At 40.4% G+C, this 22,209-nt stretch carries 20 protein-coding genes; 8 read left to right on the top strand and 12 right to left on the bottom strand.

Annotation, left to right across the window (positions count from 1 at the left end; genetic code table 11):
- Window positions 1-33 precede the first annotated feature (33 nt).
- The 7 genes from F993_RS09465 to F993_RS09495 all read right to left on the bottom strand — a co-directional run bounded on the left by F993_RS09465 (window position 34) and on the right by F993_RS09495 (window position 7,642).
- On the bottom strand, window positions 34-909 hold the full coding sequence (locus F993_RS09465; protein WP_004654487.1) for a MetQ/NlpA family ABC transporter substrate-binding protein: 876 nt from the start codon (window positions 907-909) through the stop codon (window positions 34-36).
- 611 nt (window positions 910-1,520) lie between these two features.
- On the bottom strand, window positions 1,521-2,807 hold the full coding sequence (gene purD / locus F993_RS09470; protein WP_004654484.1) for a phosphoribosylamine--glycine ligase: 1,287 nt from the start codon (window positions 2,805-2,807) through the stop codon (window positions 1,521-1,523).
- A 187-nt stretch (window positions 2,808-2,994) separates the two neighbouring features.
- Window positions 2,995-4,569 (bottom strand): bifunctional phosphoribosylaminoimidazolecarboxamide formyltransferase/IMP cyclohydrolase, encoded by a 1,575-nt coding sequence (gene purH, locus F993_RS09475; protein ID WP_004654482.1) that lies wholly within the window; start codon window positions 4,567-4,569, stop codon window positions 2,995-2,997.
- 82 nt (window positions 4,570-4,651) lie between these two features.
- Complete coding sequence (gene fis, locus F993_RS09480) at window positions 4,652-4,921, bottom strand: DNA-binding transcriptional regulator Fis (protein WP_001086304.1); 270 nt, start codon at window positions 4,919-4,921, stop codon at window positions 4,652-4,654.
- Window positions 4,922-5,295: 374 nt separating this feature from the next.
- The gene (locus F993_RS09485; RefSeq protein ID WP_004654480.1) at window positions 5,296-6,156 is read right to left on the bottom strand and encodes a DUF3426 domain-containing protein; all 861 of its coding nucleotides are present in this window, start codon (window positions 6,154-6,156) and stop codon (window positions 5,296-5,298) included.
- A 14-nt stretch (window positions 6,157-6,170) separates the two neighbouring features.
- Window positions 6,171-7,076: a 50S ribosomal protein L11 methyltransferase gene (gene prmA, locus F993_RS09490; protein WP_004654478.1), complete on the bottom strand. Its 906-nt coding sequence runs from the start codon at window positions 7,074-7,076 to the stop codon at window positions 6,171-6,173.
- Between the two features lie 173 nt (window positions 7,077-7,249).
- On the bottom strand, window positions 7,250-7,642 hold the full coding sequence (locus F993_RS09495; protein WP_004654477.1) for a hypothetical protein: 393 nt from the start codon (window positions 7,640-7,642) through the stop codon (window positions 7,250-7,252).
- Window positions 7,643-7,894: 252 nt separating this feature from the next.
- Between F993_RS09495 and mnmG the strand changes: the two genes are divergently transcribed.
- Together mnmG and F993_RS09505 are read left to right on the top strand one after the other, a co-directional pair.
- Window positions 7,895-9,775, top strand: a complete 1,881-nt coding sequence (gene mnmG / locus F993_RS09500; protein WP_004654475.1) for a tRNA uridine-5-carboxymethylaminomethyl(34) synthesis enzyme MnmG — start codon at window positions 7,895-7,897, stop codon at window positions 9,773-9,775.
- A 107-nt stretch (window positions 9,776-9,882) separates the two neighbouring features.
- The gene (locus tag F993_RS09505; RefSeq protein ID WP_004654474.1) at window positions 9,883-10,215 is read left to right on the top strand and encodes a DMT family transporter; all 333 of its coding nucleotides are present in this window, start codon (window positions 9,883-9,885) and stop codon (window positions 10,213-10,215) included.
- Between the two features lie 67 nt (window positions 10,216-10,282).
- Here F993_RS09505 and F993_RS09510 read toward each other — a convergent pair whose 3' ends face one another.
- From F993_RS09510 to F993_RS09525, 4 genes are all read right to left on the bottom strand, one after another.
- Window positions 10,283-10,906: a sterol desaturase family protein gene (locus F993_RS09510; RefSeq protein ID WP_004654472.1), complete on the bottom strand. Its 624-nt coding sequence runs from the start codon at window positions 10,904-10,906 to the stop codon at window positions 10,283-10,285.
- 96 nt (window positions 10,907-11,002) lie between these two features.
- On the bottom strand, window positions 11,003-12,004 hold the full coding sequence (locus tag F993_RS09515) for an AraC family transcriptional regulator (RefSeq protein WP_004654470.1): 1,002 nt from the start codon (window positions 12,002-12,004) through the stop codon (window positions 11,003-11,005).
- Between the two features lie 170 nt (window positions 12,005-12,174).
- Window positions 12,175-12,402 carry a DUF6500 family protein gene (locus F993_RS09520; protein ID WP_004654468.1) on the bottom strand — a complete coding sequence of 76 codons (228 nt, stop codon included), beginning with the start codon at window positions 12,400-12,402 and terminating at the stop codon, window positions 12,175-12,177.
- A gap of 156 nt (window positions 12,403-12,558) precedes the next feature.
- Window positions 12,559-14,631: a TonB-dependent receptor plug domain-containing protein gene (locus tag F993_RS09525; protein WP_004654466.1), complete on the bottom strand. Its 2,073-nt coding sequence runs from the start codon at window positions 14,629-14,631 to the stop codon at window positions 12,559-12,561.
- A 283-nt stretch (window positions 14,632-14,914) separates the two neighbouring features.
- Between F993_RS09525 and F993_RS09530 the strand changes: the two genes are divergently transcribed.
- The 4 genes from F993_RS09530 (at window position 14,915) to F993_RS09545 (ending at window position 20,381) form a co-directional block, all read left to right on the top strand.
- A complete protein-coding gene (locus F993_RS09530) occupies window positions 14,915-17,113 on the top strand; it encodes a TonB-dependent receptor (RefSeq protein ID WP_004654463.1) in 2,199 nt (732 codons plus the stop codon).
- Between the two features lie 315 nt (window positions 17,114-17,428).
- Window positions 17,429-17,614, top strand: coding sequence for a hypothetical protein (locus F993_RS09535; RefSeq protein ID WP_004654461.1), 186 nt, complete (start codon window positions 17,429-17,431; stop codon window positions 17,612-17,614).
- 325 nt (window positions 17,615-17,939) lie between these two features.
- Window positions 17,940-19,259, top strand: coding sequence for an NCS2 family permease (locus tag F993_RS09540; RefSeq protein WP_004654459.1), 1,320 nt, complete (start codon window positions 17,940-17,942; stop codon window positions 19,257-19,259).
- A 123-nt stretch (window positions 19,260-19,382) separates the two neighbouring features.
- Entirely contained in the window at window positions 19,383-20,381 is a 999-nt protein-coding gene (locus F993_RS09545; protein WP_004654457.1) for an adenosine deaminase, read from the top strand.
- A gap of 42 nt (window positions 20,382-20,423) precedes the next feature.
- Here F993_RS09545 and F993_RS09550 read toward each other — a convergent pair whose 3' ends face one another.
- Entirely contained in the window at window positions 20,424-20,978 is a 555-nt protein-coding gene (locus F993_RS09550) for a cytochrome b (protein WP_004654455.1), read from the bottom strand.
- A 223-nt stretch (window positions 20,979-21,201) separates the two neighbouring features.
- Here F993_RS09550 and F993_RS09555 point away from each other — a divergent pair, with 223 nt between their 5' ends.
- Both F993_RS09555 and rnhB read left to right on the top strand, forming a co-directional pair.
- Window positions 21,202-21,585, top strand: a complete 384-nt coding sequence (locus tag F993_RS09555) for a hypothetical protein (protein WP_004654453.1) — start codon at window positions 21,202-21,204, stop codon at window positions 21,583-21,585.
- 37 nt (window positions 21,586-21,622) lie between these two features.
- On the top strand, window positions 21,623-22,189 hold the full coding sequence (gene rnhB / locus F993_RS09560) for a ribonuclease HII (protein WP_004654451.1): 567 nt from the start codon (window positions 21,623-21,625) through the stop codon (window positions 22,187-22,189).
- Window positions 22,190-22,209 lie beyond the last annotated feature (20 nt).

Raw genomic sequence — 22,209 nt, 5'->3', positions numbered from 1 at the left:
ATCACTTTGCCTGTTTTATTTGAGGGTATTATATTACGAATTTGCTTCAGTGAGGTAGCTCGTTGGTTTGTTTACGTCAACTTTAGTACCTGCAAAGTGTTCTTGCACATACTGCTTCACAGCTTCAGTATGATAAAGCGCGCCAACCTTTTGTAACACAGGATCATCTTTACGAGATTCCGCAGTTGCCAAAACGTTTACATTTAACTTGGTACTTTGGTCGATAGGCTCATAGAAAACTGCATCTTTAAGTACGTTTAAACCGCCTTCCATCGCAAGCGTATTACCTAATAAAATCGCATCAACTTCGTCTTTAACACGAACTGCTGTTGCCATTTGAATCGGCTTGATTACGATTTTCTTGCTGTTTTCGATAATGTCAGCTGGTGTACCTTTCACTGGATCGAAGTCAGCTTTTAACTTGATCAAGCCAGCACTTTGTAAAAGTAATAATGCACGTGATTCGTTTGCACCATCATTTGGAATGGCAATGGTTGCACCTTCAGCAAACTCTTCAACCTTTTTCACTTTACTTGAGTAGATCCCCATTGGCTCTAAATAAGTCGTTGAAACAGGTGCAATCTTGTCTTTATTTGCAGCATTAAAGGCAACGAGGTAAGCATAAGATTGGAATGCATTTAAATCGACTTCTTTGTTTGCTGCAGCAGTATTCATTGCCACATAATCTGTGAAGTTTTTAATTTCGAGTTTAAGTCCAGCAGCTTTAGTTTCAGGTAAAGTTGCGATATAACGCCAGATGTCAGCATCTGAACCCGTAGAAGCGATTACAACAGTTTGTAATGCAGCAGCATCACCTTTTTGTTCGGTCGATGCGGTATCTGGTTGTTTACTGCACGCGGCAAGTAATAACACCGATACACTTAAAAAAAGACTAATTAGCTTTTTCATGTATAAATCCTAAACGGAATAATGTCGAGAAAATCAGCATTTCTCTAGCATTAATGATTGCAATAGGTTTGTATGTTGTAAATTGGCATCGGCCTCAAATCATCATGTCAATTATTCTTGAAGTTTGAACTAGAGTCCTTTCCACAACATTAGAAAAATGAATGAATATTCATGTGCCCATTCTGTATCTCAGAAATGAAAAAAATGAATAACACACCCTATTTTCTAATCAAATTTGGATTTAGCTGCAATTCGTTTTGTTAGGTTAAATATTCTAATCATTTGAAAATAATGAAAAAGAATATGGAGTTAACATAAAAACAACATCTAAAATTGTGGCAATCATATCAATAATTGAGTATGGGTTATAGAGGGGAGAATTGTACCATTGTGTATAAGAGACTGATTATTTGAAGAAAATTATGTGCTAAGTAAATATAAATGGATGATAGTTTTATGAATTTTCTAAAATACTTAAAAAGATGAATCAATTAAATAATAAATATATATTTTTCTGAAGTTTATATTTAAATAATGAATATAGAAGTTGAGTTTATGCTATTTCAGGAATAAAAAAGCCTTCCGAAGAAGGCTTTTTGGCTTGAAGTGGCTTATTCCGCTTTTTCACGTGCAATGGCGCGGTAACCGATGTCGCTACGGTATTGCATACCTGTAAAAGTCACTTGGCCGCAAACTTCTAAGGCATTGATTTGCGCTTCAAGGACAGTATCCCCCAGTGCTGTCACACACAGTACGCGACCACCCGCAGTAATGACATGACCATCTGCGCTCATTGCAGTACCTGCATGGAAAATCTTGGTGTCTTCTGGAGATTGACCAAGACCTGAAATTACATCGCCTTTGCGAACCGTTTCTGGATAACCACCAGCGGCAAGCACGATACCAATCGATTTACGCTCATCCCATTCAGCTTCGCTTGGTAAATTACCTGCAATACCTGCTTCAACTAATTCAACCAAAGACGATTTTAAACGCATCATAATCGGTTGGGTTTCAGGGTCACCAAAACGACAGTTGAATTCGATCACACGGGGTTGACCTTGTTCATCAATCATTAAGCCAGCATATAAGAAGCCAGTATAAACATGACCATCTGCTGCCATACCGTCAACGGTAGGGCGCATCACTTCGTTCATGACACGTTCAAATACTTCTGCGGTTACTACGGGTGCTGGAGAATAAGCCCCCATACCACCCGTGTTTGGACCTTGATCACCTTCAAAGATACGTTTATGGTCTTGTGAGGTGGCCATTGGCAAGATGTTGTTGCCGTCGATCATACAAATAAAGCTAGCTTCTTCACCCGCAAGGAACTGTTCAATCACTACACGTGAACCTGCATCGCCAAATTTGTTGCCTGCGAGCATATCGTCGATTGCAGCAAAAGCCTCTTCGTTGGTCATGGCTACGATCACGCCTTTACCCGCAGCAAGGCCATCTGCCTTGATGACGATAGGTGCACCATTTTGTTCAACGTAGGCCTTAGCTGCATCAACTTCAGTAAATACATCATAAAAAGCGGTTGGAATGTTATGACGTTTTAAGAAGTGTTTCGCAAATGCTTTTGAACCTTCTAGCTGCGCTGCATATTGGGTTGGCCCCCAGATTTTTAAACCAGCTTCGCGTGCTGCATCCACCACACCATTCACTAAAGGTGCTTCAGGACCAACGATGACCAATGCCACATCATTTTCTTTGGCAAAAGCAATAATCGCTGGATTGTCTAAAATATCGATTTCAACATTCTTACATTTGTCTTCAGTTGCGGTGCCAGCATTACCTGGCGCCACAAAAACCTGAGTAACTTTTGCATCTTGTGCGATTTTCCATGCAAGTGCATGTTCACGGCCACCGCTACCCAAAACTAAAATATTCATTATAAAGTTATTTCCCTTTTTCCGTATCTAAGAATATACCTGTTCAGAATAAAAAAGTCCCCTCTGAATCTCCCACAAACCCCTCTTTGAGAAAGAGGGGAGCATACTTTTTAAATTTGAGTGAAAAAGTAAGTCCCCCTTTTTTTAAAGGGGGATTTAGGGGGATTACATTGGAGACACAGATCATTTAGTGACGGAAGTGACGCATACCTGTGAATACCATCGCGATACCCGCTTCATCCGCTGCTGCGATGGTTTCTTCATCGCGCATTGAACCGCCTGGTTGAATAATACATTTAATGCCAGCCTTAGCCGCATTATCAATACCATCACGGAATGGGAAGAATGCATCAGAGGCCATTACCGCACCTTCAACCACTAAGCCAGCGTGTTCCGCTTTAATGGCTGCAATACGTGCTGAGTTGACGCGGCTCATTTGACCTGCACCGACACCAATGGTTTGACGGTTTTTGGCATACACGATTGCATTTGATTTCACATATTTCGCAACTTTCCAAGCAAAGATCAAATCATCAATTTCTTGCTCAGTTGGTGCGCGCTTGGTCACAACTTTAAGATCATCTTTGGTGATCATGCCCAAGTCTTGGTCTTGAACCAATAAACCGCCGTTTACGCGTTTATAGTCAAGTTGTGCCGCACGTGCATCAATTGCTGGAAGTTCACCACACACCAACACACGAACATTCTTTTTCGCGCCAGTAATTTCAAGAACACCATCGGCGATGCTTGGTGCAATAATCACTTCAACAAATTGGCGATCTACAATCGCTTGTGCAGTTGCAGTGTCCAATTCACGGTTGAATGCAATGATGCCACCGAAAGCAGATTCGGGATCAGTTGCATAAGCAAGATCATAAGCTGCCTTGATACCATCCAATGAAACCGCAACACCACAAGGGTTAGCATGTTTAACAATCACACAAGCAGGTTTTGCAAATGATTTCACACATTCAAGTGCTGCATCGGTATCTGCAATATTGTTATAAGAAAGCTCTTTACCTTGTAATTGCTTCGCAGTTGAAACCGATGCTTCTTTGGCATTGGCTTCTACATAGAATGCTGCGTTTTGGTGTGGGTTTTCACCATAACGTAAATCTTGTGCTTTATTCAATTGCGTATTGAAGGTACGCGGGAAGAGATCCGCTTCACCTTCTGCTTTACCTACCCGTGCACCTAGGTAAGAGGCGATCATGCCATCGTATTGTGCTGTATGTTCAAAAGCTTTTACTGCTAAGTCAAAACGTGTTTCATAAGACAAGCCAGCATTGGCTTTTAATTCAGCGATAACTGAATCATAGTCTGATGCATTTACGATAATACCCACTGAAGCATGGTTCTTTGCTGCAGCACGAACCATAGTTGGGCCACCGATGTCGATATTCTCAATCGCATCTGCAAGAGAACAGTTTGGTTTTGCGACAGTTGCTGCAAATGGATACAGGTTCACAATCACCAAATCAATTGGATCGATGTTGTGTTCTTGCATCACCGCTTCGTCCAGACCACGACGCGCTAAGATGCCTCCATGAATTTTAGGATGCAGTGTTTTTACACGACCATCCATCATTTCAGGAAAACCTGTGTGTTCAGAAACTTCTACTACGGCGATATTGTTGTCTTTAAGCAACTTATATGTACCGCCCGTAGATAAGATTTCTACCCCTAGAGCTGCAAGATTTTGAGCAAATTCAACGATTCCAGTTTTATCGGAAACAGAGATTAAAGCACGTTTGATAGTCATGATTTTAGTCAACAGTTTGAAGTCTACAGATTGAAAATAAAAGGCAAAAAAAATGCCCACGAGAACGTGAGCATTTTATCAATTATTCACTCATTAAACCGTGAGCTTTTAACTTTTTGCGTAAAGTTCCGCGGTTAAGGCCTAAAATCTCAGCAGCACGTGTTTGATTGCCGCGAGTATATTCTAAGACCACAGATAAAAGAGGTTTCTCCATTTCTGCTAAAACCATGTCATAAACTTGAGATGGTTGCTCACCTTGCAATTGTGCAAAATAATGACGAACTGCGCGATCTACATGGATGCGAAGAGCGACATCAGATTGAGCCGTAAAAATAGGAGATTTGCTATTCATGCGTTTTAATCCGAAAAATCAAAATATCACTTGGGTAAAGTAATATAAATGTGGTCTAAATTACTGAGTCCTGTTTTAGATCCTAAAACAGTGACTCTAAAACAAAGGGACTATTAGCTTGCCACAAATCCTCGAATTGTGTAAAAAATAAGCGTAACAATAGTTAAATATTTGTTACCGCCTACTTTTAAAAACAAAAAAACCAACAATGCGCTTATGGGATAGAAGCACAGTTCGTTTAACGATTTTATTGTCTGTAAATTACGAGGAGTAAGTAGGTCAAAGCATTCGTGGCGCGTATCATACCACTGTCAGCGAAAAAGTGAGCAAATTAACTGCACTTTTTTTTGTTTTTTTGTCACTTTTTTGAGCTTTTAGGGCTGTACAAATTCTAAACTATAGTCATTGAAGCTATTTTTGCTTTTCGGAAGGCTAAATTCAAACCGAAATGGACTGTTTGATGGAATTCGTTGAATCGTTTTCAAACTGTCAACTAAATAGTCTTGTGGTTTGAGTAGCACATTAAAAACAGCTTCATCATTTTGTTTGAGCACTACCTTAATCGTAGGAAGTACCACACTATTCTCGTGATGATTCAAAAGTACCCCTGAAAAAACGGTTGCGTCTTTTTCTCCGCGCTTAATTTTTACTTTTTCAAAACTGAGATATTTGAATTGCTCGTTGTTGGTCTTACACGAAAAAATGCCACAGGCATAATTAAACATCTGATTCAATGCGGGGCTTTCATGCATCAGTTTTGGGTTGAACCACAAAATCTGAAAAGCAAACACTAAAATCAAGGCAATATTGCCGACACCCCACAAGGTGTAATACAGCCAACCATGTTGTTTGTCATTATTTTCATGATCGATCAGTACCGTATCTTCTGAAAGGTTTAGATTGGGGAGGGCTGTAACAGGTTCGGTATTGAAATAATTGAGGTTGTTGAGGTAAGTCAATAAATCGATATTTGAGTTTTCAATTTTTTGATCAAAGATGCTCAAAATCTGCATTTGTTTTTCAGCAAATGAGCTGTCAGGTTGAATCGAAGAAAAAAGTGAGCGATTGACAGGTATTGGAGTCGCTTCACTGTCTGTTTCTAATAAGTTGGTTAAGGCATTAAAGTTAATCACACATTTTGGACAACAAACCATACCCTGTGCAACACTGAGTTGTGAAAGGGTCACTTTGTACACAGTTGAACATTTAGGGCAGCGGGTTTGTTTTTCACTCATAAGTAACAATATTCTCAAATTGTTGTTTTACGTTTTCCTGAAATGCGGCACCAGTTTTCTTCACGCTTTTCGATCTCTAATATATCAAAAAACTGTGAGTAAACACTAGAAACATCAGCAACTTGCTCTTCGATTACACCAGCAAGTGCGAACTCACCCTCATTTTTTATTAAAGTTGAGAATTCAGGCGCAAGTGCCATTAGCGGTGCCGCTAAAATATTGGCGACAAGGACATCTGCTTGTTGTGGTTTAAACTCTAGATCAAACTCTTCGGGTAATCCTACAGAAAGACGATCCAGTACACCATTTAATTCTGCGTTTTGTTTCGTCGCAAGTACGGCCTGTGGGTCAATATCAGTCGCATAAACTTTTTTTGCACCTAATAATAACGCCGCAACACCTAAAATCCCTGAACCACAACCATAATCGATGACAACTTTATCTTTTACGTCAGTTTTACCCAACCACTGTAGGCACAAAAAAGTGCTGGCATGGTTACCTGTACCAAATGCAAGACCTGGATCAAGTTTAATATTGGTTGCATCAGCTTCAGGTGGTTCTAACCATTCTGGTACGATCCAGTATTTTTCACCAATTTGAATCGGTTCATAATAGTCCATCCAAGCACGTTCCCAGACTTGGTTTTCCAGATATTCATGGCGCATAGGCACATTTGGAAGTTGTGCTTTCAGGAATGCTTCTAAAGTATCGACATCAATTGGATCATCTTCTTCTTGTTGATAAATCCCTGTGACGATAACTTTATTCCAAAGTGGTGTTTCACCTGGTAATGGCTCAAGCAAGGCTTGGTCTTCAGCATCATCTAAAGTCACGCTCACCGCGCCTAGTGACAGGAGTAATGTTTCGGTCAGTTCGACTTGGTTTTGATCAACAGTAATATGAATTTGTAGCCAGTTCACAGGAAAACCTAAATAAATGTATTTGCGCTTATTGTAATAGATTCATGCATGTTAAAGGGATTATAAAGTAGACAGATTACAATTTTAAGATGAAATATTTTGCTGTAATGCCATCTATTATATTGTTTTTATATAAAGAAGGCCTAATGAGACCTTCTTTATCAGTTTAGCGATTAAGGTGCAGTTTGTTCAACATCAGGCGCCACTGGCGGTGCAGGAGCGACAGGCGGAGCCTCCACTGGTGCAGTACTATTGTCTACAGGTGCGCTACTGACTGGGCGAGGTGCCGACTGAGTTTCAGAAAGACGACTTTGAGTTTCAACGGCTGCATTAGACGCTGGTGTTGGTGGTTGGAATGCTAATTTACCAGCTTCATTTGGCTCACATGAACCATTGAAAACAACGCCTTTAAATGCAAATGAAACTGGATCACCTTGTTTTTTGCCTTTACAGACCTGTTGATATTTTTTGGCCTGTTGATCTTGGGTTGCTTTAGTATCTGCATGTGCAGCTACGCTAAAACATAGGCTACAAATAAGAGATGAAAATAAAAGCTTTGAGTTCATATCATTGTCCTAAAGTATTTTTTATACACTTTTTAGGATAAGAAACTGGGCAGATAAAACAGTGGTGTTCCAGTTAATAGTGATGAATCGCTGTGTGAAGTCTAAGAGGAAAATGCAACATAAGGTTTCTTTTTGTATATTCTGTAGCCAGAACAGAGGCTTGCAATCCTGAACAATCTTGACGGTTTTTGGCAATTTAACGCAAAACTCCTGTATAATGCTCTGTCATTTTTTGAATACACATTTACCACTATGCACTATCCTAAAGTTTACGACGTTATCGTAATTGGCGGCGGTCACGCTGGTACGGAAGCAGCGCTTGCTGCAGCACGTATGGGAAGACAAACATTATTGTTAACGCATAACATTGAAACTTTGGGCCAGATGAGCTGTAACCCAGCAATTGGTGGTATTGGTAAATCACATCTGGTTCGCGAGATCGATGCGCTTGGTGGCGCAATGGCACTTGCTGCGGATAAAGGCGGTATTCAATTCCGTATTCTGAACTCTCGTAAAGGTGCGGCTGTGCGTGCAACGCGTGCGCAAGCAGACCGTGTACGTTATAAAGCAGCGATTCGCGAAACTTTAGAAAATCAGGCGAATCTGGATATTTTTCAGCAAGCAGCAGATGATTTAATTGTTGAAGGCGATACCGTTAAAGGTGTTGTCACGCAAATGGGCATCCGTTTTGATACCAAAACGGTGGTATTGACGACAGGTACCTTCTTGGGTGGTGTGATCCACGTTGGTCTACAAAACTCAAGTGGCGGTCGGGCGGGTGATCCACCTTCTATTGCTTTAGCTCATCGTTTACGTGAACTTAAATTACCTGTAGGGCGTTTAAAGACGGGGACTCCACCACGTATTGATGCTCGCACCGTCGATTTTTCTGTAATGACGCCACAACCGGGTGATTTCCCATCACCAGTGATGTCATTTATGGGCGATGCATCCATGCATCCTGAACAAGTGAACTGCTATATCACGCATACCAGCGAAAAAACCCATGAGATTATTCGTGGTGGTCTAGATCGTTCACCAATGTATACTGGTGTAATCGAAGGTGTTGGCCCACGCTATTGCCCATCAATTGAAGATAAGATCCATCGTTTTGCCGATAAAGATTCACATCAAGTGTTCTTGGAGCCAGAAGGCTTAGATACCCATGAGCTTTATCCAAATGGTATTTCGACTTCATTGCCATTTGATGTGCAGTTCAATTTAGTTCGTTCGATCCGTGGTATGGAAAATGCGCATATCCTTCGTCCGGGTTATGCGATTGAATATGATTACTTCAACCCACAAGCCTTGAAATTCACACTTGAAACCAAAGCGATTCAAAACCTGTATTTTGCTGGGCAAATTAACGGTACCACTGGCTATGAAGAGGCGGGTGCACAAGGGTTGCTTGCAGGCTTAAATGCTGCACGCCGTGCTTGGGAACAAGACGAGTGGACACCAAAACGTGATCAAGCCTATATGGGCGTCTTGGTCGACGACTTGATTACACTCGGAACCAAAGAACCGTATCGTATGTTTACTTCACGTGCGGAATACCGTTTGATGTTGCGTGAAGACAATGCTGATCAGCGTTTAACCTCGATTGGTCGTGAACTTGGTTTGGTTGACGATGAGCGTTGGGCAGCTTATAGCGAAAAAATGGAAGCAGTTGAGCGTGAAACCTCTCGTTTACAACATTTATGGGCAGCGCCGAATAACCCAATGGGTAAAAAATTCGTTGAAATGACAGGTGCTGATCTGAGCAAAGAATGTAGTGCGATCGATTTGCTGAAACGTCCGAATATCAATTTCAGTCAAATTGCTGAATTAACGGGTTCAGAAGTATCTGAGCAAGTGGGCGAACAAATTGAAATTGCGGTGAAATATCAAGGTTATATTAATCGTCAGCATGAAGATGTGGCTCAATTAAAACGCCTTGAAGAAACTAGAATTCCAGCTGATTTTGAATATGAGGGTATTTCAGGTTTGTCACGTGAAATTACCTTGAAGTTGAAAACGGTTCTCCCAGAAACTTTAGCGCAAGCAAGTCGTATTCCAGGTGTAACACCCGCTGCGGTACAGTTATTGATGATCACGATTCGTAAAAACAATATGGCGAAGAAATCGGCATAATTGCCCGCATCGCCTATTGCTATGAATGTTAAAACACCCTTTATAAAAGGGTGTTTTTTTCTGCGATACAAATTCTGTTAGATTGTGTTTGATTGAGAGATGAGTAAATGAACAACTGGATTATTTTATTCATTGCCATTGCTGCAGAAGTGATTGCGACATCAGCCTTAAAAAGTAGCGAAGGTTTTACCAAGCCTGTTGCTTCTATTGTGGTTGTGGTGGGTTATGTCATTGCATTTTATTGCTTATCGCTAACCTTAAAAACGATTCCTGTAGGCGTTGCATATGCGATTTGGTCAGGCGTTGGGATTGTTTTGATTACCACCGTGGCGTGGTTTGTCTTTGATCAAAAGCTGGATATTTGGGGAATTGTTGGGATTATCTTGATTATGAGCGGTGTGTTGATTCTTAATTTACTGTCTAAAACCAGCTCGCATTAACTTTGTCACAATATCAAACCGAGTCATGCAAATACTCGGTTTGATTTAATCTTCTACTACAGCGTATTTATAACGTGACCTCAATCCCTTGTCGTAAATTCTGCTGATCGAATTGCGTATTGGCATCAATTTGAGCATAGGCTTTTGGTAAGAGGCGGCGTGCTATGCGATTTACTCTTTTTTCTAACCACTTCGGCATGTTGACCGCCAATGGATTAGTTTCCGTAATCGATACATTGGTCATTACTCGCGTTCCCATAATGTAATCAAACCATGGCTTGGTTACACACCAATTGGCATTTTGATTGCTGGTCATGTGATGATCATAATGCCAAGGAATGCGTTTTTTAGCATATTCTGGATCTAGATGTGATTTGGCATGTACCTTCCAATAATTCCAAATGCCATAGTACAGACCTGTGGTAAAGAAGGGTGCAACGGGTAGAAAAATGGTGGATGCAGCAGCTAAGCCGATGAGTGCTGATTTTTCATTATACATTTCAGAATTTTTAAACATCGACTCAGCATAACCTTCATCATGAAAGTCATTTAAGCGAGCGCGTTTATGATGCGCGATATGGGTAAAGAATGGACTGTTTCTATTTTTGCTTGGAAATTCATGTAACCAGACTTTGTGAAAATACCATTCCATACCATTAGCGACAAAAATACCGACTGGAAAACCGATCATGAGAGATTACCTCGTAAAACATGGATCGGATTTTAAGAAGGTTTACAGGAATTGTTTTGACTGATCTGGCAGCTTTTATTTGCCTGTTCAATCAATTCAAATTTGTTTGCGTTGGCGATATGCCGTTGGCGTTTCCCCAGTCCAACGTTTAAATGCTCTTGAAAATGCTGAGGGCTCAGAAAAGCCAGTCAGATAAACAATCTGGTCGATGCTTTCTTGGGTTTGGGAAAGTAGTCGCCGTGCCAGACGCTCACGATAATGGGCAATGACTTTTTCATAGCTGGTATTTAACAGTTGTAAATCAGCTCTCAAGCTACGAGCGCTGCGATTTAAATGTTGCGCTACACTATTTTGATCAAATTCCCCTGATTCTAGTAAACCACTAGCCAAGATCTTTTCGATTTCATAAATCAATTGATGTTTATTTAGTAACTCAAGTTGCGAAGCAGCATGGTGTTCGTGAACTTTTAGCAACTCGGCTTCATAGGCGGGAGAGGGTGTATTCAACTGAGTTGCATTAAAGCAGATATAGCCATTACTTTGATCGAGTTTGACGGGACATCCCCAGATTTTCTGATATTCCTCTTGATCTGCTCCGTTTAGATACGGCAAACCGATTTCAAGTGCTATAAATGTTCCGTCACTAATATATTTTAAGAAGTTAAGCAGAATCCCGATTGCACATTCTAGATAATGTCGTACTGGATGATTGAGACCTGAGATCATCGCTGTTGTTTCGTTAATGATATCAAGTTGGAAGGACATCGCGTCGGTGAGCAAGGCTTGATAACGAATCGTACGTTTTAAGCCTTCACCAAATGTGGGGCTGCTCAAAAAAAGATATTCAACGACTTGTCCCCGAAAAGGAGGAATATGGTGACCTACATGCAAGCCAATATCTGAATCTTGACTGATTTGTTGTGCTGCTTGCCAAAAACGCCGTTGTGTGGCGTTGTCTCGGCGGACAAACTTATCAGGTGGTTGATCAGGTAAATGAACCCGAGCAAAGATCGCGGCGGCATCCAGATTCATTTTTTGCATGGTTTGATAGACCATCCATAAAAAGATACCTGCATCACTGGTTTTTTTTGAAGTCATAAAACAGGATAAAGATGTGTTTTAAAATAATATACGCTGTTCTTTTTAAGATAGAAATGGATTGAATTTAAATCCGAGCGGGGAAGGTACTTATGCAAAGATAAGTACCTTGTAAATTATGCTGACTCATTCCATTTTAACAACGTTGTCAATGTGATGTGTATTCAGCCTTACAATAAATCAGATTGAGCTAAGACCAGTGCTTTAATCTTGCTGGCTTTTTCAAAGTGATCCAGTCGATACTCCATGATCCACCAATGGGCAGCCTCCATGAGAAGTTCAGGATCATCATTTTTATTGGCAAAGAAAGCATAAAATGAAAGTCCTACATTGCTACCTTTTTTGGCCATTTTTTCATCGCAGATATGGATGATTTTGGCTTTTAACTCGGCTCTCATGTTGTTCTAGGCTCTGATGGATAAGTTTGGCTGCAGTATAGCATTTTACATATAAGTGATTGTCCTCGTTCGCTTTACTGCTTATTTTATTGAAATTAAAAAGTCAGCGATGCATAAGCTGACTTGAGTGGTTTTAATCATGTTAAAGCGAAAAAATTAGAATTTTTTCTCTAGTGAGAGTTGGATAGAGGGGATACTTTCATTGCTTCTCGCCTGATATAAGCTGCCATCTGTTTGATTGGTGAGGCGTTCCTTATAATGGGTGCTTAAGAGATTATTTAGATTAAGGCTTGCTGCCCAACCATGAATAAAGCGTTTGGTTGCACTGAGATCTAAGCTAAAACGTTCATTGGTGGTGCGATCATACGTTTGACCATCTAAGGCGCGGGTAAATTCAGGCGTGTAACTCACGTTCACACTGGTCGAAAGTTGCCATGGTTTATAGCTATAAGATAAGCCCGCACTGGTATTATAAGGCGCAACATCACTGGCTAAGCGTTCACGGTGTTGTTCATCTTCAATTTTGGCGCGAATCGTTGAGACTTGTCCATTGAGCATAAATGAATGCCCAGCTTCAGTTTGTTTGAGTGCATAGCGTCCAGATAATTCAACACCATAGGTGGTCGCTTGATCTTGGTTTTGTGGGCGCTCCACATAACGTGTGCCTTCAAGTGCGATGACTTTCTCGATGTAATCTTTAATTTCACGATGATACGCCGTGACGCTCACACCACCACTGGCAGAGTCATAGGCGAGGGTAGATTCAGCTGCACGGATTTTTTCTGGTTTTAGATTTGGATTGCCGCCACGATCAGGATTATTCAAGCTACCTGCATCCGTATCCGTAGAGACAGTCACATTTGGAATCAGTCGATCGGTATTTGGGCTTTTAAACGCTTGGCTTAAATTGGTCTGAATCGACCATTGCTCTGTGAGATCAAAACGATAAGCCAAAACAGGACTTAAATGTTGATCTTGATAATCAACCAAGCCTGAACGATTCAGCCATTCTTGGCGTGCACCTACAGTGATAGTTTGGCGATCTGTAAAACGCCAGCTACCCTCACCATAAACAGCATAGCGTTGTTCATCAAGACTTTTGCTCACATTGCTATCGAGTTCGTTGCTACGTGTATCAAAACCAAATTTAATTTGACGGTCTTGATCTAATTTACGAACGCCATCATAGGCAAGACCATACTCATTGACCGTTTCATCGGTATAAATTGTATTTTGTGGCGAGCGGGTAAGTTGGGTTTCTGTTTGGCGTTCGACCGACAGACGGATTTTATCACTCAGATCTTTGTCTTTACGTTCATAACGTGTGTTTAAGCGAATACTATCATTCTTGTCATCTTGAGTTTGATTGGCTGAATAACCATCCATTTTGATACTGCGATAGAACAATTCTGCGATCAATTTTTGTTGATCATCCAGATCATATTGTAAGCGAGGAGAAAACATCTGCATGGTACGGTTGGTGGTGCGAAGTTGTTCACGCGTTCCCGTTGCTGTTTCTGTTTTGGTGATCGAAGTATTGTCTATCCACATTTGATTGGCAGAGATACTATAGGACCACTGGTTTTCACGGCCGTCTGCTTGAATGTTGATTTGCTTACGTTCCGTTTCTTGCTGATCACTATCACGCAGACCGTAGCCCAATTTCACTGAGCCAGTTAAACGGGTATTTAATGGTTCTTTTAAAATAATATTAATGACAGCGGAAGATGCAACTGAGGCCTGTGCAACACTAGGCTGCTTAATGACTTCAATTCTTTCGATCATTTCTGGCGTAATGGTATCAATAACAGACATACCACCACGAGGACCGCCTTGCACAGGTTCACCGTTGACTAAAAAGGTGGGTGCGCCACCACCACGGAAACGCATGCCTGAAGCACCACCGCCACCGCGTGGCCCTTGGCCAAAAGCAGGGATCTGAAAACCAGCAGCACGTCGTAAAGCATCCATCACCGACTGATCGCCATATTGCAGCATTTCTTCACGGCTAATGATGGTTTTAGGGACAGCACTAATGTCATCATCTTTGGCTTTTTGAGGTTCTGCAGAAGCTTTGAATGAAAGGGTAGGTAAAACCTGTGTACTTGATTCTGTTGATGTTGAAGGGAGCGCCTCAGTTTGGGGTTCGGCAGCATAAATTGATGCACTTATACTGAGTAAGGTTGAGCTGAGTACACTCAGTTTTCCATAACATGCAGAATTTTTCATTATTAAACCCCAAAAACTGATCAAATTATTTTCTGTGTAGCCTAATGTAAAATTGTGTAGAAAAATGGAATTTATTCTTCACAACTCAAAGATTTAAAAATTATTTTCAAGCTTGAGTTTGAAGATGAAAATGAAGCATAAATTTTAAATGCATAACAAATGGCCTATTAAGTCAAAAATTAATGCAAAAAATGATGAAAATGAGAATGATTTTTATTAAAATTGTAGCGTTTTTTATTTTTAATATTTTTTTAATTTTTGTCTGAGTTTTTTGAGAAATTTTATGCGTTCTTTACCTTTAAATATGCATCACAAGCCTATTTTTAAATTTAGCTTGTTAAGCATGATGCTGTTGCAAGCACAGTATGCTTTTGCCAGTGAGGCAGCGGCGCCAACGGCAGTGATGCCAACCATTAAGATCGAAGCAATGAGCGAGCTTGATCCGATCAAAAGTTATATCGATTATGATCAAGCAAGCGTGACCCGTAATGGTCTTAAGAAAAAAGACATCCCGCAGACCATCGATACCATTGATGTGCAAAAATATAAAATTTACGGGGCAAATGACCTTAGTGTCATGCTACAGGGGACACCTGGTGTATCAACTAGTTATGACATGCGTGGCGATGGGATTAATTTAAGAGGATTTAATGCAGATACAGGCGATATTTATCGTGATGGTATTCGTGAAAGCGGTCAAGTTCGTCGTAGTACTGCAAATATTGAACGTATTGAAATCTTAAAAGGGCCTGCATCTGTCCTCTATGGCCGTAGTTCGGGTGGGGGTGTAATCAATATGGTGAGTAAATTCGCTAACTTTGATTCAAAAAGCTCAGTAGGTGTCTATGGTGGTTCATATGATAACTATGGAACAACAGTAGATTTCAATCAAGTGCTCACAGATAACGTTGCTGTACGTTTAACTGGAGAATATGGAGAGTCTGATAGCTTCCGTTCAGGCATTGAAAATAAAATCGAAATGCTTTCACCAAGTTTTACTTATAAAAATGATGAGGGTTTAACTTGGACCATGCAATATACCTACGATAAATTACATCGTGTGCCGGATCGTGGACCATCTTATACAGCACTTCCGAAGGGAACCTCGATTAAAACAGGTTTTGCCCAAGATGGAGACTATGTAAACGATGTTTTACAAGTTGCGCGTTCTGATCTAAATTACGAGTTTGCACCAAATTGGAATTTTCATTGGGCACTAAGTTATCGTCAAGCAGAGCAAAACTTTGATCACTTTTATGCAGGTGGGTTATGTGCGACAGAAAGTACAACGGTAACTAATGCTGGAACATGTAAAGGCCATGTCGGTGATATCTCACAAATTTATTATTGGCAGAAAACCGATAATAAAACCACTAGCAATACTTTTGATATCCGTGGTGAGTTTGATACAGGTAGTATTAAACATAATTTATTGGTTGGTGCAGACTGGACTTATGAACAACGTGAGCCGCTTTTAGCCAATAAAAAAGATGGTGGTGCTATCTATGGTTATGTAAATCCGTTAACAGGCGAGCGCAGCAGTTCTAGAGGTTCGGGAAACTTAATATTGAATACACACAACTATAACCAAGGTGAAGGTTATGGCGTATTTATCCAAGACCTCATTAGTTTTAATGATTATTTTAAAGTGATGTTGGGCGGACGTTATGATTATTATCAATCGGAAACAACCAATCGTTTAAAGCCTAGTGACGCTCTGGATTATCATCGTAGTATTGATGGTGAAAGCTTTAGCCCGAATATCGGTTTTATTTGGCAACCTGTAGAAAGCCAGAGTATTTATGCCTCTTATAGCAAAAGCTTTGCACCATTTGGTGGGCGAGTGGGGGTAAGTGTTGTTTCAGCAAATACAGATGTAGATACATTTGATGCTAAACCACAATACAACGAGCAATACGAAGTTGGTATAAAAAGTGATTGGCTAAATGATCGTTTAAACACCCAGCTTTCTGTATTTGACATTCGCAAGAACAATATCCGTTACCAGCCAAACCCAGATGAGCCAGAAAAATGGGCTGTTGGTGCACAGCATCAGTCTAAAGGTGTTGAGTTTAGTTTTATTGGTCGAGCTTTGGATAATTTATTTGTTCGTGGTGGTTATAGCTATATGGACACAGAGGTTTCTAAAGATCCTAAGCCACAAAATGTTGGGAAGGAGTTAAACAATACACCTCGCCATACAGGTAATCTCTTTGTTCGTTATCTGCCAACCGATAAGATTTATGGTGAAGTAGGGGCAACGTATGTCGGTGATGCTAAAATTTATCCAAACGGGAACTTAGATAGAGAACCAACTGACTTTGCTGGTTTTACTCGATTAGATGCTGCGATTGGTTATAGTGCTGATCCTTGGAATATTACTTTCGCCGTCAATAATTTGACCAATAAAGAATACTGGCGTTCAGAATCTATGCCAGGTACGCCACGCAACTTCTTGGTACGTTTGAATTACCAGTTCTAATTTAAATACGTTATTGTGATTTTAAGCACTTTTGTCTAGACAAAAGTGCTTTCTTATTTTTAGATACTGAAAATGAACAGTTTTTTCTAATATAAAGATGGGTTTATATCTATCTTATTGAATTATATAAAAAGTCATTGCTAAAAAAACTGGAATATTCTAATATTTGATTGAACGAAAATTAAGCGAATAAATTATGAAAATAACTATATAATTGTGATGTAGTTATCATTTGTGATTTTAATATGCGTTTTTGTTCTCGTTTCCATTCTTTTTTGTTAAGATTAAAGAAAACTCATAATAGAGATAATAATAATGAAGATTAAAATTACCATCATCTTGACCTTTTTGGTGTTCATTTTGGGTTATGTCGCTTATGTGGATGCTCAAACAAAAAAACGCCAAGAACTACTTAAAATTGTTCAAGATGCTGAAAACAGCTTGAACACAATACAACATAGTCCTCATACGCATTTGTCTTCATACCAGCGTAGCCATTAATTTTCTAGCTCAGATGAGGTGATTATTGACTCAATGATCCAAGATTGAGCATGAAATGCGCTTTTTTTGTATTGTGCTACTCAAGTTTTGAGTAGAATCTGTTAAAATATTTACCATTAAATAAAAAGCTGCATTTTGAGATGCGGCTTTTTACGTTTTGATATCGGAATCGAATCTATACATATCCGCTGCGTAGCAAGTGCAAAACTGGCATATAGATTGCTTTGAGCCTTGTATACCTTTTTGTGTACATTCAAAAAAGATTGCAAACACAAACGTATAGGTTCCACATTCTACGATCTTAGATTTCAACAGGTGCTATGTTATGACAACGCCTAATGCTTCGGCTGGTTTGCTAGAACGCTTATTTAAACTGAGCGAGAACAAAACCAACTTTAGAACAGAAGTTCTAGCAGGTGTGACTACATTTTTAACGATGTGTTACATCATCATTGTAAACCCACTCATTCTTTCTGAAACTGGCATGGATCATGGTGCTGTGTTTGTTGCGACCTGTTTGGCTGCAGCAATTGGGTGTTTGGTCATGGGAATTATTGCGAATTACCCAATCGCACTTGCACCTGGTATGGGTTTAAATGCTTATTTTACCTATTCGGTCTGTTTAGGCATGGGCGTGCCTTGGCAAACTGCACTTGCTGCAGTCTTTGTCTCTGGTTTGGTTTTCCTCGCAATCAGCTTCTTTAAAATTCGCGAAGCGATTGTCAATGCGATTCCAATGTCACTGAAATTTGCAATTGGTGGTGGTATTGGTTTATTCCTTGCCCTCATTGCGCTTAAAAATGCAGGCATTATTGTTGCTAATCCAGCGACTTTAGTTGGTCTTGGTGATATCAAACAGCCAACCGTCTTATTGGCCTTATTTGGCTTCTTGATGATTGTGGTTTTACATCAGTTTAAAGTTCGTGGCGCGATCATCCTGAGTATTTTGGTGGTGACTGCAATTGCAACTGCAATGGGCTTGAATGAGTTTAAAGGCGTTGTTGGTCAAGTTCCTTCTCTAGCCCCTACCTTTATGCAAATGGACTTTGAAGGTCTATTTACTGCCAGTATGGTTGGGGTGATTTTCGTCTTCTTTATTGTCGATTTATTTGACAGTACTGGAACTTTGGTGGGGGTATCACATCGTGCAGGTCTGCTTCAAGATGGTAAATTGCCACGTTTGAAGAAAGCCTTATTTGCTGACTCAACTGCAATTGTTGCTGGTGCGGCATTAGGTACTTCTTCAACAACACCTTATATTGAATCTGCTTCGGGTGTTGCTGCTGGTGGACGTACGGGACTAACCGCAGTCGTTGTTGCCTTCTTGTTTATTGGTTGCTTGTTCTTGGCGCCATTGGCCCAATCAGTTCCAGGTTTTGCAACAGCACCCGCATTGTTATTTATTGGTGTGTTGATGATCCAAGGGATCACGCATATTGACTGGGATGATATTACTGAAGCTGTTCCTGCATTTTTAACGATTGTATTTATGCCATTTACCTATTCAATTGCTGATGGTATTGCGATGGGTTTTATCAGCTATGCATTGGTTAAATTACTGACAGGAAAAGCAAAGACCGTTCCTTATATGGTTTGGATTATTGCGGCTTTGTGGGTGTTTAAATTTGTTGCATTTGGCGGCTAAGCAAAACATTGTTATTCTTTTATCATTCTCTTTTTGAGCTGTTGTCATGATGGCTCATTTTTGAAGAGAGCTTAAAGGGCGTTATTTCGATAACACCCTTTTTTCTTTAGACGTGGAGTTAATATGAATCAAATCGAGCTGATTCGCGCTTTACCCAAAGCCGAATTGCATGTGCATATTGAAGGGACATTTGAACCAGAACTGATGTTTGCTATTGCACAGCGTAATCAGATTCAGATTCCTTATCAATCGGTTGAAGAAGTGAAGCAAGCCTATAACTTCCATAATCTTCAATCATTCCTTGATATCTATTATGCAGGCGCAAACGTGCTGGTGCATGAACAAGATTTTTATGACCTTGCTTGGGCATATTTTGAAAAATGTGCTGAAGACCGTGTGGTACATACCGAGATGTTTTTCGATCCACAAACGCATACTGAGCGTGGGGTTGAGTTCGCAACCGTGTTGGCTGGTTTAAAACGTGCTTGTACAGATGCAAAAGAAAAGTTGGGGATCAGTTCTCAATTGATCATGTGTTTCTTACGCCATTTAAGTGAAGAGAAAGCATTTGAAACGCTTGAGCAAGCATTGCCATTTAAAAATGACATTATCGCGATTGGTTTAGACTCAAGTGAAGTTGGGCATCCTCCTGCAAAATTTGAGCGTGTTTTTGCCAAAGCGCGTGAAGCAGGCTTCTTGATTGTGGCACATGCTGGTGAAGAGGGGCCACCAGAATATATCTGGGAAGCGCTGGATTTATTGAAAGTGAATCGTATTGACCACGGTGTTCGCTCAGAAGAAGACGAAGGTCTGATGACGCGTTTAATCGCTGAGAAAATGCCTTTAACAGTTTGCCCTTTAAGTAACTTAAAGCTTTGTGTCGTCGATGATATGGCTGATCACAATATCCGTCGTTTATTACAGAAAGGCGTGCATGTGACTGTGAATTCGGATGATCCTTCATATTTCGGTGGTTATATGAATGACAACTTTGTGGCGATTCAGCAGGCTTTGGATTTAAGCAATGATGAATTAAAGCAACTGGCAATCAACTCTTTTGAAGCTTCATTCATTTCGAATGAAGAAAAGCAAAAGTGGATTGCAGAAGTGAAAAAGATCTAAATTAAAAAAACCGCGTAAAGCGGTTTTTTTATGTCTGAAGAATTATTTAGGTTGGCGCAACATACTGAGTAAGACATTGTCTTTATCAATCAAGTGATGTTTGATTGCCGCTAAAGCATGTCCTGCAACCAATAAGCCAGCAAACCATGAGAGATAAATGTGAATTGGTTTAACAATTGCAAGTAAGTCTGGATTGTCTTGTACTATACGCGGAATTTCAAACAAATATAAAACAGGTGCAGGGTGCCCAGCGCTCCAGCTAAATAAACAGCCTGTAATTGGCAGTGCAAGCAGCATTAAATAAAGCAGGAAGTGGCCCACATGTGCCAAAGTTTTCATCAGCGGCGACATGGTGTCTGGCAATTGAGGGGCAGGATGGGTATAGCGCCAAAAGATGCGAATCACAACCAAGAAAATGATGGTGGTCGCGATATTCTTATGTAGTGTAATCACATTGCCCTTAAAGCTTCCATCAACCTCATAGCTGAGGAAGTTGCCGCTATAGAAACCAATCAACCAGGCAGCAATGAAAATAGCAGCCATGAGCCAATGAATAATTTGTGCCGTTCGGGTGTAATATTGTGCTGAGGTTGGCATTGCAACATCCTAGCTTTGTTTTGATGATTTGTTTTAATTCTAGATAGCCCTTGTTGTTTCGCATACAACGGAAATGTAACGGAGCGTTTTATGCTTGGAACAGTCAGATGGCTATTGTTAAGTTATAATTGTTATATTATGTAAAGATTACATAGAGTCATATCATAACGCGTGTCATTTAGGCACAATACGCCTGCCAAAAATTAGATACAGGTTAGAAATCATGAAAAAGTTGGTACTTATTGTTGCCCCTGTCGTTTTAGCTTTAACAGGATGTGTTACACCAGATGGAAGTAATTCTGCTGGAGCAACGTCTCAGCAGTTAGGTATGGCGGCATTAAAAGTTGCAGTAAATGCAAAATGTATTAATGAAATCAATGCACTTCCAGCATGGAAAACAGCGACCCGTTTAATGACAGCAGAACAGCGCGATAACATCCAAACTGAAGTGTGTGGTTGTGTCAGCGAAAAAGCGCCAAATAGCGTTACAGCGGTTGAATTAGCGACAGCAGCAATCGATCCAACTGCGCGTGCGACGATTGTGACTCAAGTTGTTTCACAAACCGTGAATGCTTGCGTAGCAGAAACTTTAAAGAAAGCAAGTTAAGCAAATAGGCTGAGCCATCAGCCTTTAGAGATTTTTTATGAAAGTTGCAGGTGTAGATGAGGCGGGGCGTGGACCATTAGTAGGTTCTGTTGTTGCCGCCGCAGTCATTTTAGATCCAAATAATCCGATTGAAGGTTTAAATGACTCTAAAAAGCTAACCGAAAAAAAACGGGAAAAGCTTTTTATTGAAATTCAGGAAAAAGCACTTGCTTGGTCAATTGCTGAAGCAAACCATGCTGAAATTGATGAATTAAATATTTTACAAGCCACATTCCTTGCCATGCGTCGTGCAGTAGAGGGCTTGGCAACCCAACCGATCAAAGTGATTGTAGATGGGAATCAGATTCCAAAAGGAATCACCATTCCTTGTGAAGCGATTGTGGGTGGGGATGCCAGTCATGCAGAAATCAGTGCCGCCAGTATTCTGGCTAAAGTAACGCGTGATCGTCAAATGCAGGAACTTGATCAACAATTTCCTGACTATGGTTTTGCCAAACACAAAGGTTATCCAACCAAAGCACATTTTGAAGCCATTGCAGCCCATGGTGTGATTGATCAACACCGCCGAAGTTATGGACCAGTCAAGAAAGTTTTGGGTCTGTAAAAACAATTAAAGCGACTAAG

This window comes from Acinetobacter proteolyticus, from assembly GCF_000367945.1.
In the GTDB taxonomy this organism is placed as follows: Bacteria; Pseudomonadota; Gammaproteobacteria; order Pseudomonadales; family Moraxellaceae; genus Acinetobacter; species Acinetobacter proteolyticus.
The sequence above is the reverse complement of the archived record's forward strand: the minus strand, read 5'-3'. Positions and strand labels throughout refer to the sequence as shown.

Excerpts from the sequence above, each read along its gene's own strand:
- F993_RS09465 (WP_004654487.1), bottom strand. The coding sequence starts at position 909 with ATGAAAAAGCTAATTAGTCTTTTTTTAAGTGTATCGGTGTTATTACTT.
- purD (WP_004654484.1), bottom strand. The coding sequence starts at position 2,807 with ATGAATATTTTAGTTTTGGGTAGCGGTGGCCGTGAACATGCACTTGCA.
- purH (WP_004654482.1), bottom strand. The coding sequence starts at position 4,569 with ATGACTATCAAACGTGCTTTAATCTCTGTTTCCGATAAAACTGGAATC.
- fis (WP_001086304.1), bottom strand. The coding sequence starts at position 4,921 with ATGAATAGCAAATCTCCTATTTTTACGGCTCAATCTGATGTCGCTCTT.
- F993_RS09485 (WP_004654480.1), bottom strand. The coding sequence starts at position 6,156 with ATGAGTGAAAAACAAACCCGCTGCCCTAAATGTTCAACTGTGTACAAA.
- F993_RS09495 (WP_004654477.1), bottom strand. The coding sequence starts at position 7,642 with ATGAACTCAAAGCTTTTATTTTCATCTCTTATTTGTAGCCTATGTTTT.
- mnmG (WP_004654475.1), top strand. The coding sequence starts at position 7,895 with ATGCACTATCCTAAAGTTTACGACGTTATCGTAATTGGCGGCGGTCAC.
- F993_RS09505 (WP_004654474.1), top strand. The coding sequence starts at position 9,883 with ATGAACAACTGGATTATTTTATTCATTGCCATTGCTGCAGAAGTGATT.
- F993_RS09510 (WP_004654472.1), bottom strand. The coding sequence starts at position 10,906 with ATGATCGGTTTTCCAGTCGGTATTTTTGTCGCTAATGGTATGGAATGG.
- F993_RS09515 (WP_004654470.1), bottom strand. The coding sequence starts at position 12,004 with ATGACTTCAAAAAAAACCAGTGATGCAGGTATCTTTTTATGGATGGTC.
- F993_RS09520 (WP_004654468.1), bottom strand. The coding sequence starts at position 12,402 with ATGAGAGCCGAGTTAAAAGCCAAAATCATCCATATCTGCGATGAAAAA.
- F993_RS09525 (WP_004654466.1), bottom strand. The coding sequence starts at position 14,631 with ATGAAAAATTCTGCATGTTATGGAAAACTGAGTGTACTCAGCTCAACC.
- F993_RS09530 (WP_004654463.1), top strand. The coding sequence starts at position 14,915 with ATGCGTTCTTTACCTTTAAATATGCATCACAAGCCTATTTTTAAATTT.
- F993_RS09535 (WP_004654461.1), top strand. The coding sequence starts at position 17,429 with ATGAAGATTAAAATTACCATCATCTTGACCTTTTTGGTGTTCATTTTG.
- F993_RS09540 (WP_004654459.1), top strand. The coding sequence starts at position 17,940 with ATGACAACGCCTAATGCTTCGGCTGGTTTGCTAGAACGCTTATTTAAA.
- F993_RS09545 (WP_004654457.1), top strand. The coding sequence starts at position 19,383 with ATGAATCAAATCGAGCTGATTCGCGCTTTACCCAAAGCCGAATTGCAT.
- F993_RS09550 (WP_004654455.1), bottom strand. The coding sequence starts at position 20,978 with ATGCCAACCTCAGCACAATATTACACCCGAACGGCACAAATTATTCAT.
- F993_RS09555 (WP_004654453.1), top strand. The coding sequence starts at position 21,202 with ATGAAAAAGTTGGTACTTATTGTTGCCCCTGTCGTTTTAGCTTTAACA.
- rnhB (WP_004654451.1), top strand. The coding sequence starts at position 21,623 with ATGAAAGTTGCAGGTGTAGATGAGGCGGGGCGTGGACCATTAGTAGGT.